This window comes from Flammeovirga sp. MY04 (assembly GCF_001682195.2).
Lineage (GTDB): Bacteria > Bacteroidota > Bacteroidia > Cytophagales > Flammeovirgaceae > Flammeovirga > Flammeovirga yaeyamensis.
Map to the genome: position 1 here is coordinate 4,724,670 of NZ_CP003560.2, position 18,339 is coordinate 4,743,008.

Here is an 18,339-nt window from a genome sequence, read left to right on the forward strand (position 1 = left end):
AGAGTGACACTATTTTTGAATTTTTTCCTCACAATAGTACAAATGTATCTATATTTATGGCTTGATACACATCGCAAAATATGTTTGGACAATAATATGAAGGAATTAAAATTAGATATTCGCGTAGAAAAAGCTCAAAATTCTCGTTTAAGCGAAGTAGATTTTGACAATATTGCATTTGGTAAAACGATGTCCGATCACATGTTTGTCGCAGATTACCGCGATGGTGAATGGCAGGACTTGAGAATTGTCCCTTACGATAGTTTTCAACTTGCACCTGCAACGTCGTCTTTACATTATGGCCAGTCAATTTTTGAAGGATTAAAAGGATTTAGAAATGCTCAAAACCCTGAAGAAGTCCTTGTGTTTAGACCAGAAGAAAATGCAAAAAGAATGAACGTCTCTGCTGAGCGTATTTGCATGCCTAGTATCCCTGAAGAAATTTTTATGGAGGGTCTTCACCGTTTGATAGAAATTGATAGAGATTGGGTACCAAGCACGCCGGATAGCTCACTTTATATTCGTCCATTTATGTTTGCTACTGATGAGTTCTTAGGAATGAAACCATCAGACACGTATACTTTTGCTATTATTACTGCTCCTGCAGGTAAATACTATTCTAAAGCTTTAAGAGTTAAAGTGGAGAAGGAATTCAGTAGAACTGCACCAGGCGGAACTGGATTTGCAAAAGTAGCAGGTAACTATGCTGCATCTTTACTTCCAGCTAAATTGGCTGCTCAACAAGGGTACGATCAATTATTATGGACAGATGCTAAAGAGCATAAGTACATTGAGGAGTCAGGTACAATGAACGTTATGTTTGATATTGACGGAACATTCGTAACAGCACCAACTCTACCAGTAGAAGATACTATCCTTAGATCAATCACTCGTTTAACAGTAATCGATCTTATCGAAGGGATGGGACATAAAGTAGAAGAGCGTCATATTTCAGTGGACGAAGTAATTGAATCGATAAAAAATGGAAAACTGAGAGGTGCATTTGGTATTGGAACAGCGGTAACAATCGCTCCTTTTGCAGTGATCTCTAACGATGGTGAAGATTTCGATCTACCTGCAGATTATACATTCTCTACAGAATTGAAGGCCAAATTCCAAGGTATTCAAAAAGGAGAAATTGAAGATACGAAAGGATGGACATATAAAATCTAATTTTTATAACTCCATTATTTGATATTACCTAAAGAAGCTGCTCTTTGTTTTTATGATAAAACAAAAGGCAGCTTCTTTTTTATGGGATTCATATTACTTTGTACTTATGTACTATTGAAATTTATATAACTAATTGATGATGAGATGTGTTAGGTGTTATAAAATCACGTATTCATCAAAAAATAATAGCGAAAATGATTCTAAACCGTATTTAAATTTATTAATTTTGTGATGAAATTAATTCTTACCCGACCGACTATCAAATATCATGAAGCCATTGCTAATTACCTTTCTCATGTGCTTTACTCCGTATTATGTTACACATCAACAGGGAGTAAAATGTCCATACGACAATCACTTCACTCAAAGAACAGTAGAAGACAGTGAAACACTATTCTATGGAGGTTTTCATCAAAAGTTTGACATCTCTAATTACTCTCCATATTTAGCTCGTTGTGGCAAATGTAATTTTCTTGGAACTGAAGATGATTTCAAGAAAAAATATTCCAAAGAAGAAATGGATTATATCCTGAAAGTTTCTAATAAACATGCCCATCAAAAATTAGATAACAATGCTGCTATTTACAGAGTGGTTATTGAGATGAAAAAAGAGTTGAATCACCCAAAAATCGAAATTGCTGAGGTGATGTTAGCTGAATTGTTTTTTGAACTTGATCCTGAAAAAAGGAAAGATAAAATACCAGAATTACTGGGTTACTTAGAACACATCGAATTAGAAGATGGGTCTTATCAAGATAAGTACCACAGTAATTTGAGTTATTCTATAAGTCAATATAAACAGGAAGTATCTGGGGAATAGGTTATTTCTTTTTCTTCTTCTTGATCTCTGGGTGAGCATCAAGATATTTATCCCAAAGATCAGGTCGTCTTTCTTTTGTTCTTTCCATAGATTCCTCCAATCGCCATTCATCAATTTTAGATTCGTGGCCAGAAAGTAAAATGCTAGGGACTTCTTTTCCTTTCCACTCTTTTGGGCGAGTGTATACTGGTGGGGCTAGTAGACCATCTTGGAAAGAATCGGTTAGTGCTGATGTTTCATCGCCTAAAACTCCTGGAAGTAGACGAATTATAGCATCAGCAACAACTGCTGCAGCTAATTCACCTCCAGATAGCACGTAATCTCCTATACTTATTTCTCTAGTTACGAGTTCGTCTCTTACTCTTTGGTCAATGCCTTTATAATGACCACAAAGAATAATAATGTTTTCACATGTAATCGAAAGATGATTGGCGATTTGCTGATTGAATACTTCACCATCAGGAGTCATATAAATTACTTCCTGATACTCTCTTTCTTTTTTTAAGTCTTCTATGCAATTGAAAATAGGTTCACACATAATGACCATGCCTGCACCATGACCGTAAGCATAATCATCAATATGACCGTGTTTATTCACTGCGTATTTTCTTAAATCATGTACATGCACTTCAGATAATGATTTATCGTTAGCTCTTTGTAAGATAGAATGTGAAAAAGGACTGTCCAACAAGTTCGGAACACATGAAATAATATCAATACGCATAATTTTCAATCAATTTTTTTGATGATTTGAGTACAAAATGCCTCTAGGGATTACTTTAAATGAGATGTACTAACCTATACAAAGATAGAAACAAAGACAAAGATACCTTAGTGGAGTCCATTTCAATTCACTAATATTTATAACTTTTTGGATTTGTTGTAAATAAATGTTAACTTGGAACACTGTTAAATAATTATCTCTCCGATAACAACACATTATTATGAAAATATTAAAGTTATTATTAGCTACCGGGATAATTATAGCTATGTCAAGCTGCACTTCATATAAGAATCATGTAGCTGCAGGTTATAACCCAAATAACACTGAAAACATTTACCATTTGGTACACGAATAATTTTAACCATTATCAAAAAGAAATTATTAAGTATGAAATGTTAATTATTACAAACCCTTCGTTGCATTCAATGAAGGGTTTTTTATTTTCTTTATGTTGAATGCACTTTGTTATTCAAAAAGTGTGTCTTTAGTTATTGATTTGTATGGTATTTTTCAACTTTATAAAAATTGTTATCAAGTTGTTAGTATAAGTGTAACACTTACGATATTTATTTCAAGGATTAGCTATAAACCGAAACATCGCATTTTAAAATGTCAAAAGTTGTTCTCTTCAATCTAATCTGAGGGCAACTTTTTTAAAATCATTTTAAGCTACATCAACCTTCTACCATCATAAATTTAAACCTAATTAGCATTATGAAAAAAGTAAAAATCTTATTGAGTATCGTTACCATTGTAGCTTTAAGTAGTTGTATCACATCTAAAAATACAGTGGCTGTATCCGATCCGGATCATCCACATTCTATTTATGAGAAGGTGTATCATTAGTACAATTAATGATTACTAACACATATTTCTATAAATTACTTTTTAATTACTTGTATTAATAAAGGAATCATCGAACTTTGTCTACCTAAAGTATTTACACTCAATGAAGATATTTTAGAATATTTCAAGTATTAAAAAAGACAATATGCTTTTCTCGCAAGTTCCAGGAGCAAATGATATAAAGAAGGTATTAATTCATGCCGCACAGCAAGGTAAAGTAGCCCATGCACAACTTTTTATTGGTAAAGAAGGAGGGGTGCAGTTGGCTTTAGCTTTGGCATATGCTACTTATTTAAATTGTGAAAATCCTACAGATGAGGATGCTTGTGGTGAGTGTAAATCTTGTAAAAATGCGGAACGATTGATGTATCCTGATCTTCATTTTGTTTTGCCAACCGTATTGACAAAGAAAGTGACTAAAAGAGAGGATGCCACTTCCGATAAATTTTTACCCGATTGGAGATCGTTTCTTTTAGAAGAAAATGGTTTGTATAAAAATGTTGCCGATTGGGTAGATCATATTGGAGGAGATAACAAACAAGCAATGATTACTCGACAAGAGAGTAGACAAACTATTAAAGCCTTGTCTGTTAAAGCACATCAGAATGGTTATAAAATTGTTTTAGTATGGTTACCTGAATTGATGCAGGCACCCGCAGCAAATGCCGTTTTAAAAATATTGGAAGAACCGCCAGAAAAGACATTGTTTTTTATGGTAACGAACGACCCAGAGAAATTGATAGTGACTATTTTATCAAGAACACAAAAGGTATTCGTTCCCTCACCTTCTGACGAACATATTTCTAAGTTCTTAATTGAACAAGGTGTTGAAACTGAAAAATCGAAAAAGGTGGCATTTTTATCTGATGGAAACATTAGAGAAGCACTTCGAATAGCATCAGATATTCCAGATCAAAGCGAGAGTTTGTTTAAAGAATGGATGCGTGCTTGTTTTAAACCAAGCTTTACTGAAATTATCACACAGTGGTCGGAAGAATTCAATAAGTTGGGTAAGGAAGGGCAGAAAAGTTTCTTCAAATTTGGTTTGACCTTGTTTAGAGAAGCCATGCTTATCAAAAATCAAGCAGATCAAGTGGTTCGTTTAGACGAAGAGTCGCACACCTTTGCTAAAAATTTCGCTCAAGTGTTAAGCGATAAAAACTTACCCATGCTGGTAAACAGTTTTAACGATGCTTGTTATTTTATCGAAAGAAACGGAAATGCCAAAATTGTATTTGTGAGTTTGTCGATAAAAGTAAGTCGTGCTTTCGGCCGAATTCAGTAGAAAAAAGTTCCAATTTGGCAAAAAAGTTCTTTGCTCTAATCAGTATATTTTTATATTTGTATAGAGAACTAGATAAACAACCCATTTTTCCTATGTCTTTGTACTATCTAGTACTGGAAAAAGAAACTCAAAAAAGTATTACATATGAACTTTAAAGAAGAATTTAAAAAATTTGCTCTGAAAGATCAGGGGATCTCTAGCTTGCATACGGATGCATACATGAGTAACATCGAAAATACTACACCTTACGTTATCGAGGAAAGAGAGCGTAACTTTAGACAAATTGATGTATTCTCAAGATTGATTGCTGACCGTATCATTTTTATGGGAACTCAAGTAGATGATCAAGTGGCAAATATCGTTGTTGCTCAGTTGTTATTCTTGGAATCTTTAGATGCAAAGAAAGATATTTTGATGTACATCAATAGCCCAGGAGGATCTGTGTATGCTGGTTTGGGAATGTATGATACAATGCAATATGTACGTCCAGATGTGGCAACTATTTGTACTGGTTTAGCTGCATCGATGGGAGCTGTGCTTCTTGCAGGTGGTGCAGATGGTAAAAGAGCTGCTTTACCACACTCAAGAATAATGATCCACCAACCCTTAGGAGGTGCTCAAGGTCAAGCTTCTGATATTGAAATTACAGCTCGTGAGATTCAAAAATTAAAGAAAGAATTGTACGAGATCTTATCAACGCATACAAAGCAACCTTACGATAAAGTGTGGCAAGATTCTGATCGTGATTATTGGATGAGAGCACAAGAAGCTAAAGAATATGGTTTGGTGGATGAGGTTTTAACTAGAAAACCATAATTCATTAAGTCGATTTACAAAATAATAAAGGTGGTCATTCATTAATTTTAATTAAATTAGTGTAAATGATTACAATAGAGAGGGAAATGCAACACATTTCCCTCTTGTTTATGCTAAGAAAGTGCAATTAAATACGTAAATTGCGTTTTCAATCAAAATTGAAATTTATCAGTTAGTTGACTGATAATGAAAGAAGAGTGTTTAACACTTTTTGTGAAAAAGGATAGTTAATAATAAATGAAAGGAAATTTCTGTTCATTTTGTGGCGCACCGAAAGATACGGTAGAGCTAATGGTTTCGGGACAAAATGCCCAAATCTGTAATAACTGCATTGAGCAAGTGCATCAGATCTTAATGGAGGAAAGAAAGCCTCGTAAACAAGATGCTGAAACATCAGACTTTACCTTAAAAACGCCTGCAGAAATGAAAAAACATCTTGACGAATATATTATTGGTCAGGATAAAGCGAAGAGGGTGCTATCTGTAGCAGTATATAACCACTATAAGAGGTTAAATCAAAAAGCAGATAATGATGAGGTGGTAATTGAGAAATCAAATATCATCATGACAGGTAATACAGGTACTGGTAAAACGTTATTGGCTAAAACTTTAGCAAAAGCGCTTCAGGTTCCTTTTTGTATTGCTGATGCTACTGTAATTACAGAGGCAGGATATGTAGGTGAGGACGTAGAAACTATTCTTACACGTTTATTACAAGCAGCTGATTACAATGTAGAGCAAGCTGAAAGAGGTATTGTTTACATTGATGAGATTGATAAAATTGCTAGAAAATCTGATAACCCATCCATCACAAGAGATGTATCGGGTGAAGGTGTTCAGCAAGCATTATTGAAATTATTAGAAGGTTCTATTGTTAATGTACCACCACAAGGCGGTAGAAAGCATCCAGAACAAAAACTTATTTCAGTAAATACTGAAAATATCTTATTCATTTGTGGTGGAGCATTTGCAGGTATTGCAGATATGATTGCCTCTCGTTTAAATACAAGACCTATTGGTTTTGCAGGAAAAGAGGATGATCTACCTGAATTGGATAAAGAACAACTTTTAGAGTTTGTTACTGCACAGGATTTGAAACGTTTTGGTATCATACCAGAATTGATCGGTCGTTTACCATTGGTAACTTACTTGAAGCCATTGGATAAAGATGCATTAAGAAATATCCTAACAGAACCAAAGAATGCACTAACAAAACAATATCACAAATTGTTTAAGATGGAAGACATCGAGTTAGAGTTTACTGATGGTGCATTGGATTACATTGTTGAAAAAGCAATGGAATATGATTTAGGTGCAAGGGGACTACGATCAATCCTTGAAGCAATTATGTTGGATTCTATGTACGAAATTCCATCTAGCGATGAAAAGGTTGAGAAGTTTGTAATCGATAGAGATTACGCAACTTTAAAATTTGAAAGTTCATCACATGCAAAAAACCTAAGAGTTGCATAACAGGATTAAAAAATAAAGTAATAAACAGACAGCAAAACACTATTTTTAGTGCTTTGCTGTCTGTGTTTTAAATAAAATTTGTTTTATGGATTTTAGCAATATGTTTGGACAATTAAAACAAGTCCAAGAGAAATTAAAAGAAGCACAAGAGGAGTTAGTAAATGTAGTTGCTGAAGCAGATGCTGGAGGCGGTATGGTGAGATGTGTAGCAAATGCTAAGAAACAAGTCATCAAATTAGATATCGACCCTTTACTTTGTAAAGAAGAAGATAAAGAAATGCTTCAAGACCTTGTGATCGCAGCAGTGAACAAAGCAATTGCAGAAGCAGATCAAAAAGGACAAGAGCGTTTGATGAAGACTACAAAGGGGATGATGCCAAATATTCCAGGTATGGATTTTGGAAACCTAGGATAACAAACTTTTTTAATATAGTAATTTATATATGCTTCCCTACGATCAGGTTGCGGTCGTTATTTTAAACTACAACGGCAAACATTTTTTAGAACAATTTCTTGATAGTGTTATTCAAAACAGTAACAATGCGAGAATTATTATTGCAGATAATGCTTCTACCGATGGTTCAGTGGAATGGTTAAGTAAAAATCAACCCTCTGTAGAGGTAATTGTTCTCGATAAAAACTATGGTTTTACGGGAGGTTATAACCGTGCCCTCGCACAAGTAGAGTCTAAATATTTCGTTTTATTAAACTCTGATATCGAAGTTCCCGAAAATTGGCTCGCTCCAATGCTAGAGTTAATGGAATCCGATGGTCGTATCGCTGCTTGTCAGCCTAAAATCAAATTGTTTTCTGAAAAGCAATATTTTGAACATGCAGGTGCAGCTGGCGGTTTTATCGATTATATGGGTTACCCTTTTTGTAGGGGACGAATCATGCATACATTAGAAGAGGATAAAGGGCAATACGACGATACTCGAGAGATTTTTTGGGCTACTGGTGCATGTTTATTTATTCAGTCTAAACTATATCATCAAATGGAAGGTTTAGATGAACGTTTTTTTGCCCACATGGAAGAAATTGATCTATGTTGGAGATTAAAATCGGCGGGTTATAAAATCATGACAGTGGGTAACTCAGAAGTGTATCACGTTGGAGGTGGTACGTTAAGCAGAGACAATCCTAAAAAGACATATTTGAACTTTAGAAATGGGTTATTTTTACTATTTAAAAACCTACCTACCAAACATTTGTTGCCAAGCATTTTTATTCGAATGGTTTTAGATGGAATTGCTGGAATTAGGTTTTTATTTAAAAGTGAAATGGCTAATTTTCTCGCTGTAATTAAGTCGCATAGGGATTTTTATCTATCTTTACGCTACTTAATATGTCAGAGAAAGAAAATTCCTGAAAAGAGACTTTTTTTTGATCAAGTTTATAAAAGATTGATCGTATCGGAATACTTTTTGAAGAGTAGAAAAAAGTTCTCAGATCTTCAAGATATTGAATCTCTAAAATAGAGTCTCTCTGGAGTTCGACGACTGACGAATATACTTCCTTATATTAATAAAAAAGTGAAGAGAAAAATAGAGGATAATAGGTGAGCCAAATGTAAATAATGAAGCATAAACAAAGTAAAGTCTAATGCTATTAGAAGAAATACTTAGTTTATTACCCAATTTAGAACATACACCATATGCTTGCTTTTCGATGAATCTTTGAATTAATCTAGGGGTCATAGTTTTATAATATGTTAATTATTGAAAATATTAATTTAAATCGATAGAGCATATTTTTTTATCATTTATCTTTAAAAAATAAAAGTAAATATACCTTTTGTGCTAATTTCACTCTGATAATCTACCTTTTTACTGGTTAAAATTCTAAAAAAAGTTAAGATTTGTACTGTAAAGATGAAATTTGCCTACATACGGGTAAATTGCGGATCTAGAAATAGAAAAATTTTGGATGACGATTATGAACAAATACACTAGTGCTTTGTCAACTGTACTTGCTGCAGGTACATTGTTCTTCACGAACTGCTCGAACGTAGACGTGAATAAGATGGCCGAAGAGCAAGGCTTGACAATTAATCCTTCACCGTTAGAATTACACGGTGACTCTGTAGTTTTTGACATTGATACAAAACTTCCAGCGAAGACGTTGAAGAAAGGTTTTACTTACGACGTAGTTGTACAGTATAACCCTAACGATGCTGAGCCTATCGAAGTAGGTGTTGTATCTTTCAATGGCGATGATTATGCTGATGCTCCTGAAGCTACTCCATCATTAAGCGAGCGTATGGCGTTTGCTTACGAGGATAAGTTTGAGAGAGGTCAATTAGAATACTTAGGTCGTGCGACTAAAGTGAAAAACCAAAAAGTTAAAGAAACTAACGATGGTGCTTTCGCTGCAATGCCAAACGGTTTAGGTCAAGGTGTTATCACAACATCTAAAAACTACCAACCAGTATTTATCGCGAACTACGCGGATCACGGTTACAACGATGCAGAAGAGTATATCCCAACTAACGTTGATTTCTTCTTCTTGCAAGGATCATCAGTTCTTCGTTACTCGGAGAAGAGAGGTGAGCAAGGTAAAGCTTTAACAGAGTATGTTTCTGCTAACAACCCTACAAGAACTGTAACAATTACAGGTTCTCACTCTCCTGAAGGTTCGACTGAGGCTAACACTAAATTAGCTAACAAGCGTCCTGAGGCTGTACAAAGTTACTACGAGTCTTTATTAAAGAAATATAAAGTTGAGGAAGGTGAAGCTCCTCAATTCGTTACTAAGCCAGTAGTAGAAAACTGGTCTGCTTTCAAGGCTATCTTGAAAGATTCAGACAAGTTTACTGATGCTGAAAAAGATGAAATCTTATCAGTAGTAAATGGTTCAGGTGATTTCGTTTCTAAGCAATTGAAATTACAATCATTAGCTTCTTATAAGAAATTATTCCGTTACGTTTACCCTCCATTACGTAACGCTAAATCAGAGATCTTAGAGATCAAAGATAAATTGGATCCAGAAGTAATCAAGTCTCGTGCTGCTAGCATCGCTGACGGTCAAATGGCTCTAGATTCATTGTCTACTCCTGAGTTACTTTACGCTGCACACTTCGCAACTGATCTTGACGCTAAAGTTAAAATCTACGAAGCTGCTATCCGTAAAGACGATTCTGCAATCGCTCACAACAACTTAGGTGCAACTTACTTCGCTCAAGCAAAAGCTGCTGATGCTGACGCTGCTGCTGCATTGATCGAAAAAGCAATCCCTCACTTCGAGACTGCTGCTAAGTCTAACAGCATGCCAGAAGCTTACGCTAACCTTGCAGGTGCTAAGTTGACTAAAGGTGATGTTGAAGGTGCTCAAGCGGATATCGCTAAAGCAAATTCTTCTAACCCTTCAGTTGCTGCAACTACAAACGCAGTGAAAGGTTATGTTGCTTTATCAGAAGGTGATTATGACGGTGCTATCCAGTACTTCTCATCTGCTGGTGACGACGCAACTGTTCTTTACAACAAAGGTCTTGCTTACTTATTGAAAGCTGAAAAATCAGGTGCTACTGATTTCTCTCAAGCAACTGCTGCTTTCGGTGAGTCAATCAACGCACAAGACAACGCTTGGGCTCACTACGGTAACGCTATCGTTGCTGCTAGACAGTCTAAAGCTGACGAAGCAATCAAAGAAATCAAAGCTGCTGGCGACTTGAAAACAAAAGCTGCTCAAGATCTTGAGTTCTTCGCTCTTTGGGAAAATGCAGATTTCCAAGCTGCTACTAAGTAGTTTGTAAACATAAAAGCAAAACAAAAAAAGGCTTACTTCTTAGGAAGTAAGCCTTTTTTTGTTTTGAGCGAAGGGGGAAATGAAAAATTAAAAGTGAAAAATGAAAAACGTGAAATGTTAGGGTAAATGTGTAAATATATCCCAGAATAAATTATTGGGCTATTGATACTCTATCTTCAATAAAATTATTCCTTATTCCCTATTAGTTATTACTTATAAACCGAGCGTTAGTTTAGTAACTCCTAATTCCTACCTCCTAACTCCTAATTAAAAAACGAGCGTTAAATTTGCTACCTGCTACCTGCTACCTGCTACCTAATAAAGATGCTGATACCTCTGCGATATCATCTTCGGCGTCACCCCAAATTTCTTTTTAAATGCTTCTGTAAACTTGGTACTCGATTTAAACCCACAGCTTCTGCTAATTTCTAATATTGATTTGTTCTCTGTGGCGAGCATTGATTTGGCTTTCTCTAATCTGAAGTTATAATGAAAACGATGGATGGATGTACCAAAAACCTGTTCAAAGTCTCTCCTTAGTTTTGAAACGGAGAAACCATATTCTTCAGATAAGCTTTCTAATGAGGGAGGACGTTCCAAGCTTTGTAATAACTTGTTTTTTAAGTCCATCATGTAGGTGAAATCCTGTTCATGTAAGCTGTGTTCTTTTATTTGATTTCGGCTTAGTAGCTTATCATAAAAGATACTTACACAGTCGCTGCCTCTTGCTACTAGTCGATTATTAAATACGGGAACATGCATTTCTCTAGACATTCCAAAAGCATCTTTTAACTGAACTTGTACTTCTAATGGGACAATCTCTGTTCTCCACCATAAGGAGGATTGATTAAACACATCACCAAAATACTTTGTAAAAGATACATGCTCATATTTAACGGCTTCTTGATCAACTCGGACAGCTAACCATTGATTAAGCGTATCTTTTTTGATATCCACCAAAAAATCTAAACGAGTATCGTAAGCTATCATATTGCCTGTTAACCCTAAATCTTTCCCCAGTTTTGTTTTCTTTCCTTGCATTACGGCTCCAATATGTTCAAAGCGAAAACAAATACGAGCTGTTTCTTTGGTTTCACCTAAAGTGATCATTTGATGATCGTTTTTAAATTTTAAGGAGTTTAAAGTAACTTCTAAACCTTTTTGTAAAGAAAAATACCATACAAATCCCTCCACCCATTCGTTATTTACAGTATAGTGGTGTTTATTATGAAGGGTACCTCCAAAAGTATCTTTTAGTTGGAGTAATAAAGAATGCTGTGTTCCTTCATTAAATGTAATTTGATAGGGGATTTTTTTACTCATCTTAGATTTCATCAAAAGTATTTAACCAATAACAAGAAAAACCCTCTATTTTAAAAATAGAGGGTGAAAATTACTTACTAATAAAGGAGTTATTTTTGAGCTTTTCTTTCGTCATTCCACTTATTGTACTGTTCCATAATTTTATCAATTGTGAAACTGTCAATAGATTGGATTTGAGGGTACTCGTACAACGATTGTACAAACTGACCAGCGATATATCCACCTTTGTAAAGGAAGAAAGGTCTTTTTGATAACCAATGCCAGTAAGAGTTCGAATCTGTATCAGCACGCTCGTATGGATCTCTTCTAATGTTGAATACTTTTGGAGCTCTTAACTCAACGAATGGCTCTAACCATAACGCTAATGTTTTCGCTCTTTGCTCCATGTATACTACTTTCCAGTCATCTGTACGAATTGCAGTGATGTCACCATCATCAGAAGTATAAATGAATGTATGTCTTGGAGATTCTTCTACTTCACCTTTGAAATAAGGAAGCATGTTGAAACCATCAATAGTAGTTTGAACATCTCTACCCATGTAAGAAATACCTGACTCAATTTCTTGTTTGATGTTATCTACACCAGCTGCAGATAATAAAGTAGGTAGCCAGTCTTGGTGAGAAACGATACCGTTCAATACTTTTCCTTCAGGGATTTGACCTTTCCACATTACGTGACAAGGGATTCTGTAACCACCTTCCCAGTTCGTGTTTTTCTCAGATCTGTATGGAGTTACAGCACCGTCAGGCCATTCGTTGTAGTGAGGTCCGTTGTCAGTAGAGTACATGATGATCGTGTTTTCCATCATGCCCAAATCTTCCAACTTCTGTAAAATCTTACCAATGTTTCTGTCGTGACCAACCATTGCATCCGCATAGAAAGTGTCACCTTCCATTCCAGAAATACCTTTGATGTCCTCAGCAGGGTAAGTAGGGTAGTGCATACCTACTGTATTGTACCATAAGAAGAAAGGCTCATCTTCTTCAGATTTCTCGTCTAACCACTCTAAAGTTCTATCAGTGATTTCTCGGTCTACAGTTTCCATACGCTTTTTCGTTAATGGACCTGTATCAGAAATTCTACCGTCAGCATATGAGTGGATGACACCTCTTGGAGCGAATTTTTCTTTGAACCACTCTTCTTTAGGGTAGTCCTCGTGCTCTGGCTCTTCCTCAGCGTTCAAGTGGTAAAGGTTACCAAAGAACTCGTCGAAACCGTGGTTTGTAGGCAATTGCTCATCTCTATCACCAAAGTGATTTTTACCAAATTGAGCAGTAGAGTATCCTTCTCTTTTCAACAACCAAGCGATAGACGGGTGCTCGTTTTTGAATCCAGCAGGAGCACCCGGCATACCAACTTTAGATAAACCAGAACGGATAGGGCTTTGTCCTGTCATGAATGCAGATCTACCTGCAGTACATGACTGCTCTCCATAGTAATCCGTAAATGCAATTCCTTCTTCAGCGATTCTGTCGATGTTAGGAGTTCGATAACCCATTTGACCTCTGTTCCAGAAAGACAAGTTAAATTGTCCGATATCATCACCCCAAAGGATAACGATGTTTGGTTTTTGATTTTTCTTTGGTTTTCCTTTGTCATCGGCTAAACTGACAAAAGACAACGCAGATAATAATAGTATAATTACCTTTTTCATATCATGTATTAGTCTTAATTCAATGATATAAAACGGTAGGGAGCTCTTTGTAGATTATACTTTAGTTTTCAAAAAATATCCTGTTTTGTTCAAGTGGTTGTTTTTGGTTTTACCATGCTTTCTTGAGCCCATGATTGAAATCATGGGTTGGTGAAGTGGTGATTTTTTTAAGACTGAAGTCTTTAAAAAATTGTACTACAACCTAATTTTTATGACACTTTAGTGTCATAAAAATCAACTTATCACCAACCCACGATTTCAATCGTGGGTAATAAAGGTATGGGAAGCTGTTAAAGCACTATCTGATCAATTTTATTCAATTCTTCCGAACTAAACTCAATATTATTCAGGCAGCCAATACTATCAAGAAGTTGTTCTTTGCGACTTGCACCTACTAATACAGAAGTCACACTTTCATTTCTAACTAACCAAGCCAATGACATTTGAGCTAACGTTTGTCCTCTGCTTTCGGCTATCTCATTCAAAGCTTTCACCTTATGTAATACCTTGTCAGTCAGCTGTTCTTTATTGAGGTGGATTTTATTTTCATTGGCCATTCGGCTTTTTTCTGGAATACCATTTAAGTATTTATTCGTTAGCATTCCTTGGGCAAGAGGAGAGAAAACGATGGCACCTTTTTTATGTTCCGCTAATTTATCAAATACTCCTTTTTCTGGAGAACGATCTAATAGTGAGTATCTACATTGATGAATGATAAAAGGTGTCTTTAACTCTTTGAATAGTTGAACAGCCTTTTCCGTTTGATCAGGATCATATCTTGATATACCTATATATAATGCTTTACCCGACTTGACTAATTGATCTAAAGCCAAGACAGTTTCTTCCAATGGAGTTTCAGGATCGAATCGATGAGAATAGAAGATATCAACATATTCGAGACCCATTCTTTTTAAGCTTTGGTCACAGCTCGAAATAATATATTTCCTTGACCCCCCAATACCATACGGTCCAGGCCACATATCGTATCCTGCTTTACTACTTATAAGTAGTTCATCTCTGTAAGGGAGAAAGTTTTGCTTTAAAATCCGACCAAAATTTTCTTCTGCAGAACCATATGGAGGTCCGTAATTATTCGCTAAGTCAAAATGAGTGATGCCGTTATCAAAAGCAGTGGTGGCAATTTCTGTTGCATTTTCGAAGTTATCATGATTACCGAAATTGTGCCACATTCCTAAAGATAGGATAGGAAGTTTTAATCCACTGTCTCCACATTTACGATAAAAAATTTTTTCGTATCGATCCTGTGATGGAGAATAAATTGGTTTAATCATATTAAATAATGTTGTTTTTTTGTTCTCAACGAAAATACAAGATTTAGTATCGAAAAGTCTTTATTTTTATAAATTTTGGGTGAATCGGGGATCAATTATCAACTTTTAATGATATATGTTCTTTTTTCACTAAAACCTTTTGCACTATCCTATTAAAAAATAGATGAAAACTTATTATCTTGGCATCCGAAAACGAAAATACTGATATAATTAGCAGAACTTTTAATAAGTAATGAGAGAAATACAATTCAGAGAAGCCCTTAGAGAGGCGATGCAAGAGGAAATGCGTCGTGATAAAGATGTATTTATCATGGGTGAGGAGGTTGCTGAATACAATGGTGCCTATAAAGTAACTCAAGGTATGTTAGACGAGTTCGGTCCTGATCGTGTGATTGACACTCCGATTGCAGAACTTGGTTTCGCAGGTATTGGCGTTGGTGCTGCCATGAACGGTACACGTCCAATTGTTGAATTCATGACTTTCAACTTCTCTTTGGTAGCAATTGACCAAGTAATTAACAGTGCAGCGAAAATCCTTTCGATGTCTGGTGGACAATATTCGGCACCAATGGTATTCCGTGGTCCAACTGGTAACGCTGGTCAATTAGGAGCTCAGCACTCCCAAAACTTTGAAAACTGGTATGCTAACACTCCAGGTTTGAAAGTAGTAGTTCCTTCAAATCCATATGATGCAAAAGGTCTTCTTAAAGCATCGATTAGAGATAACGATCCTGTTATTTTTATGGAATCAGAAGTAATGTATGCAGATAAGGGTGAAGTACCTGAAAGCGAATACATTATTCCATTAGGGGTTGCGAACGTAATTTCAGAAGGTACAGATGTTACTTTGGTATCTTTTGGTAAAATGGTTCACGTAATCACTAAAGCGGCAGAAGAGTTAGAAGCAGCAGGTATCTCAGTTGAAGTAATCGACTTACGTACAGTAAGACCAATCGATTATGATGCGATCCTTACTTCAGTGAAGAAGACAAATCGTCTTGTAGTTGTTGAGGAAGCTTGGCCATTAGCGTCAATCTCGTCTGAGATTTCTCACCACGTACAATTGCATGCATTCGATCACTTGGATTCTCCAGTGGTAAGAGTAGCATCTAAAGACGTTCCACTTCCTTACGCACCAACATTAATCGAAGAAATTCTTCCTAACGTTGCACGTACAGTAGAAGCGGTAAAGAAAGTGATGTACAAAAAGTAATCTAGATTACCTTATTTAGATTATAAACTTCATAAAATAAACCTCTTGTTTCAAGTATCTTTGAGACAGGAGGTTTTTTTATACCTACAACTAGCACAATAAACACTAAATGGAATGGAACCTAAGACAGAAATCGATTATACAATTAGTTTATGCGATGTTTCAGAAATAGATCGCATTGCCCCATTATGGAAAAAATTATATGCCTATCATCATGCAATGAGGCATCATACAGATCATGAACCAACGGATGCCGATTGGAACCGTAGAAAAACCAAACTTCGCGATAAGGCTTGTGATATGATTGTATTCATCGCCGTATCAGAAAATCAGACTGTCGGCTATTTAGTGGCATCACTACAAAAGCTAGAACCTACTTGTGGAGAAGTTGATTCTTTATTTGTTAGAGAGGACCTTCGAAGTGATGGAATAGGTGGTGCTTTACTTGAGGAAGCCTTAAATTGGTTTAATTATAAAGGTGTGATCAGAAAGAAACTTGCTGTAGGTGTCGAAAATGAAAGAGTACTTCGTTTTTATGAACGTTATGGGTTTAAAGCGAAGAGGGTGATACTTGAAGGATAAGGTAAAGAATACGGTATTGATTATCAGTATGTTTTTCATCATATACTTAGTGATGTTGTATTATTGAATGATTGATTTTTAATTAACTAATATTCCTTCTCTTTTTTTTATACTATTCTGATAATGAACTGTTTTATTTTGTTATTCTACGTGTATTTTGTTAAATTGTTATAAATCAGTACTTTATTTACCCTAAAATTCTTCACTCGCTATTTTATTGTTGTCTAGTACTTATTTACCTAAATTTTCATATTCTCAATAAACTTGTTTCTGATTATGACTACACTACCCAAAAGAATGAGTTGGTTTTTTATCCTAACTCTACTCGTTTCTGTATCCTTTTATTCGTGTGACCAGGATGCAACAGAAGAAATATCAGCTTCTAATCTCAGAGAAGGCCTAAGTGGAGCTGGTAATTATGACATCATCACAACAACTGATGGTTTTTCGTTTACTCTTGAAATCGATCAAGATAATGCACAAGATATCAGTCATCTTGTTTTTCAATTTACTGATTGTGAAGGTAATTATGTAAATATTGATAATTACATTACAGCTACAGTGAATGGAATGGATTGGCCTTTAACTTCTACAACAGGAAGTGGTACGGATTGTACTTTTGATACGGGAGACTTTGTAAAATTCGATGATTTCGGATTTGAAGGAGGTGTAGTTACAGTAGAGTTTACATTAGATGTACAAGTGGAATTCGGTACTGTATTAATTAAATCTGGACAAGGATGTTATCCTTTTGATATTGAGGGTAATTGTGGAGATGATGAAGAATGTGTTTATACAACGGAAAGCTTCGACATTTTTGCTGGACAAACAATATTAGTTGGAGAATTATTGGTAACTAATGATGAAGAAAACCTTTATGTAACTTATAGCTCTACATCTGATGATATGTTTGCAGAAACACATTTATATGTAGGAGCTCTAGAAGATTTACCTACAAATCGTAAAGGAACGCCAGTACCTGGTAAATTCCCATACAAAACTAATCATGATCCAGCTGTAACTTCATTTACTTACACAATACCACTTGCAGACCTGCCAGATTGTTACATTATTGCTGCTCATGCTGCAATGACAAGCGATGAAACTGCATGGAGTTTTGGAGATGAATTTGAAGGAACTACAAGATGGGGTTGGACTAGTAATTATTGTACACAAGTATGTGAATAATTAAAATTTGAAAATAATTAAAGAGATATTGTTTTATTAAAATTAATAAAATGGTATCTCTTTTTATTTTAGAAATAGCTTAAAATAAGATATCAATCAGGTATTTATATATAATATAGCAGAGTGAAAAACTATAAGACTTTTATTGACTCATTTAAAGATTGACTAAAGTTGAGACATTTGATTAGAGGTTTTAATTGGTTTT

At 35.3% G+C, this 18,339-nt stretch carries 17 protein-coding genes; 12 read left to right on the top strand and 5 right to left on the bottom strand.

Annotated features, from left to right (window positions below):
- Nucleotides 1-96 precede the first annotated feature (96 nt).
- On the top strand, nt 97-1,173 hold the full coding sequence (locus MY04_RS18960) for a branched-chain amino acid aminotransferase (protein ID WP_066212280.1): 1,077 nt from the start codon (nt 97-99) through the stop codon (nt 1,171-1,173).
- A gap of 295 nt (nt 1,174-1,468) precedes the next feature.
- Complete coding sequence (locus tag MY04_RS18965) at nt 1,469-1,993, top strand: hypothetical protein (RefSeq protein ID WP_066212283.1); 525 nt, start codon at nt 1,469-1,471, stop codon at nt 1,991-1,993.
- Between the two features lies 1 nt (nt 1,994).
- Here MY04_RS18965 and trmD read toward each other — a convergent pair whose 3' ends face one another.
- Complete coding sequence (gene trmD, locus MY04_RS18970; protein ID WP_066212285.1) at nt 1,995-2,717, bottom strand: tRNA (guanosine(37)-N1)-methyltransferase TrmD; 723 nt, start codon at nt 2,715-2,717, stop codon at nt 1,995-1,997.
- Nucleotides 2,718-3,431: 714 nt separating this feature from the next.
- Here trmD and MY04_RS28260 point away from each other — a divergent pair.
- The 6 genes from MY04_RS28260 to MY04_RS18995 all read left to right on the top strand — a co-directional run bounded on the left by MY04_RS28260 (nt 3,432) and on the right by MY04_RS18995 (nt 8,615).
- Nucleotides 3,432-3,563 (top strand): hypothetical protein, encoded by a 132-nt coding sequence (locus MY04_RS28260; protein ID WP_257794053.1) that lies wholly within the window; start codon nt 3,432-3,434, stop codon nt 3,561-3,563.
- Between the two features lie 145 nt (nt 3,564-3,708).
- A complete protein-coding gene (locus MY04_RS18975; protein ID WP_066212288.1) occupies nt 3,709-4,848 on the top strand; it encodes a DNA polymerase III subunit in 1,140 nt (379 codons plus the stop codon).
- 144 nt (nt 4,849-4,992) lie between these two features.
- Nucleotides 4,993-5,664, top strand: a complete 672-nt coding sequence (locus MY04_RS18980) for a ClpP family protease (protein WP_066212289.1) — start codon at nt 4,993-4,995, stop codon at nt 5,662-5,664.
- 237 nt (nt 5,665-5,901) lie between these two features.
- Nucleotides 5,902-7,137 carry an ATP-dependent Clp protease ATP-binding subunit ClpX gene (clpX, locus tag MY04_RS18985; protein ID WP_066212290.1) on the top strand — a complete coding sequence of 412 codons (1,236 nt, stop codon included), beginning with the start codon at nt 5,902-5,904 and terminating at the stop codon, nt 7,135-7,137.
- 85 nt (nt 7,138-7,222) lie between these two features.
- A complete protein-coding gene (locus MY04_RS18990; RefSeq protein WP_066212292.1) occupies nt 7,223-7,552 on the top strand; it encodes a YbaB/EbfC family nucleoid-associated protein in 330 nt (109 codons plus the stop codon).
- Between the two features lie 28 nt (nt 7,553-7,580).
- On the top strand, nt 7,581-8,615 hold the full coding sequence (locus tag MY04_RS18995) for a glycosyltransferase family 2 protein (protein ID WP_066212294.1): 1,035 nt from the start codon (nt 7,581-7,583) through the stop codon (nt 8,613-8,615).
- Here MY04_RS18995 and MY04_RS28340 read toward each other — a convergent pair.
- Entirely contained in the window at nt 8,607-8,834 is a 228-nt protein-coding gene (locus MY04_RS28340; RefSeq protein ID WP_084005965.1) for a PspC domain-containing protein, read from the bottom strand. The genes MY04_RS18995 and MY04_RS28340 overlap by 9 nt on opposite strands.
- Before the next feature lie 238 nt (nt 8,835-9,072).
- Here MY04_RS28340 and MY04_RS19000 point away from each other — a divergent pair, with 238 nt between their 5' ends.
- On the top strand, nt 9,073-10,881 hold the full coding sequence (locus tag MY04_RS19000) for a tetratricopeptide repeat protein (protein ID WP_066213451.1): 1,809 nt from the start codon (nt 9,073-9,075) through the stop codon (nt 10,879-10,881).
- 315 nt (nt 10,882-11,196) lie between these two features.
- On the opposite strand, the gene MY04_RS19005 is transcribed toward MY04_RS19000, so the two are convergent.
- The 3 genes from MY04_RS19005 to mgrA form a co-directional block, all read right to left on the bottom strand.
- The gene (locus MY04_RS19005; RefSeq protein ID WP_066212296.1) at nt 11,197-12,204 is read right to left on the bottom strand and encodes a helix-turn-helix transcriptional regulator; all 1,008 of its coding nucleotides are present in this window, start codon (nt 12,202-12,204) and stop codon (nt 11,197-11,199) included.
- Nucleotides 12,205-12,293: 89 nt separating this feature from the next.
- The gene (locus tag MY04_RS19010) at nt 12,294-13,859 is read right to left on the bottom strand and encodes an arylsulfatase (protein WP_066212300.1); all 1,566 of its coding nucleotides are present in this window, start codon (nt 13,857-13,859) and stop codon (nt 12,294-12,296) included.
- A 290-nt stretch (nt 13,860-14,149) separates the two neighbouring features.
- Nucleotides 14,150-15,151 (bottom strand): L-glyceraldehyde 3-phosphate reductase, encoded by a 1,002-nt coding sequence (gene mgrA / locus MY04_RS19015; RefSeq protein WP_101958155.1) that lies wholly within the window; start codon nt 15,149-15,151, stop codon nt 14,150-14,152.
- A 232-nt stretch (nt 15,152-15,383) separates the two neighbouring features.
- On the opposite strand from mgrA, the gene MY04_RS19020 reads away from it, so the two are divergent.
- The 3 genes from MY04_RS19020 to MY04_RS19030 all read left to right on the top strand — a co-directional run bounded on the left by MY04_RS19020 (nt 15,384) and on the right by MY04_RS19030 (nt 18,134).
- The gene (locus tag MY04_RS19020; protein WP_066212302.1) at nt 15,384-16,364 is read left to right on the top strand and encodes a pyruvate dehydrogenase complex E1 component subunit beta; all 981 of its coding nucleotides are present in this window, start codon (nt 15,384-15,386) and stop codon (nt 16,362-16,364) included.
- A gap of 114 nt (nt 16,365-16,478) precedes the next feature.
- Nucleotides 16,479-16,946, top strand: coding sequence for a GNAT family N-acetyltransferase (locus tag MY04_RS19025; RefSeq protein ID WP_066212303.1), 468 nt, complete (start codon nt 16,479-16,481; stop codon nt 16,944-16,946).
- A 297-nt stretch (nt 16,947-17,243) separates the two neighbouring features.
- Nucleotides 17,244-18,134 (top strand): hypothetical protein, encoded by an 891-nt coding sequence (locus MY04_RS19030; protein WP_158297775.1) that lies wholly within the window; start codon nt 17,244-17,246, stop codon nt 18,132-18,134.
- The last annotated feature ends 205 nt before the right edge of the window (nt 18,135-18,339 follow it).

Coding starts and splice junctions, on each gene's coding strand:
- MY04_RS18980 (WP_066212289.1), top strand. CDS start 4,993: ATGAACTTTAAAGAAGAATTTAAAAAATTTGCTCTGAAAGATCAGGGG.
- MY04_RS18990 (WP_066212292.1), top strand. CDS start 7,223: ATGGATTTTAGCAATATGTTTGGACAATTAAAACAAGTCCAAGAGAAA.
- MY04_RS18975 (WP_066212288.1), top strand. CDS start 3,709: ATGCTTTTCTCGCAAGTTCCAGGAGCAAATGATATAAAGAAGGTATTA.
- MY04_RS28260 (WP_257794053.1), top strand. CDS start 3,432: ATGAAAAAAGTAAAAATCTTATTGAGTATCGTTACCATTGTAGCTTTA.
- MY04_RS19025 (WP_066212303.1), top strand. CDS start 16,479: ATGGAACCTAAGACAGAAATCGATTATACAATTAGTTTATGCGATGTT.
- MY04_RS19020 (WP_066212302.1), top strand. CDS start 15,384: ATGAGAGAAATACAATTCAGAGAAGCCCTTAGAGAGGCGATGCAAGAG.
- MY04_RS18995 (WP_066212294.1), top strand. CDS start 7,581: ATGCTTCCCTACGATCAGGTTGCGGTCGTTATTTTAAACTACAACGGC.
- MY04_RS18960 (WP_066212280.1), top strand. CDS start 97: ATGAAGGAATTAAAATTAGATATTCGCGTAGAAAAAGCTCAAAATTCT.
- mgrA (WP_101958155.1), bottom strand. CDS start 15,151: ATGATTAAACCAATTTATTCTCCATCACAGGATCGATACGAAAAAATT.
- MY04_RS28340 (WP_084005965.1), bottom strand. CDS start 8,834: ATGACCCCTAGATTAATTCAAAGATTCATCGAAAAGCAAGCATATGGT.
- trmD (WP_066212285.1), bottom strand. CDS start 2,717: ATGCGTATTGATATTATTTCATGTGTTCCGAACTTGTTGGACAGTCCT.
- MY04_RS19010 (WP_066212300.1), bottom strand. CDS start 13,859: ATGAAAAAGGTAATTATACTATTATTATCTGCGTTGTCTTTTGTCAGT.
- MY04_RS18965 (WP_066212283.1), top strand. CDS start 1,469: ATGTGCTTTACTCCGTATTATGTTACACATCAACAGGGAGTAAAATGT.
- MY04_RS19030 (WP_158297775.1), top strand. CDS start 17,244: ATGAGTTGGTTTTTTATCCTAACTCTACTCGTTTCTGTATCCTTTTAT.
- MY04_RS19005 (WP_066212296.1), bottom strand. CDS start 12,204: ATGAGTAAAAAAATCCCCTATCAAATTACATTTAATGAAGGAACACAG.
- MY04_RS19000 (WP_066213451.1), top strand. CDS start 9,073: ATGAACAAATACACTAGTGCTTTGTCAACTGTACTTGCTGCAGGTACA.
- clpX (WP_066212290.1), top strand. CDS start 5,902: ATGAAAGGAAATTTCTGTTCATTTTGTGGCGCACCGAAAGATACGGTA.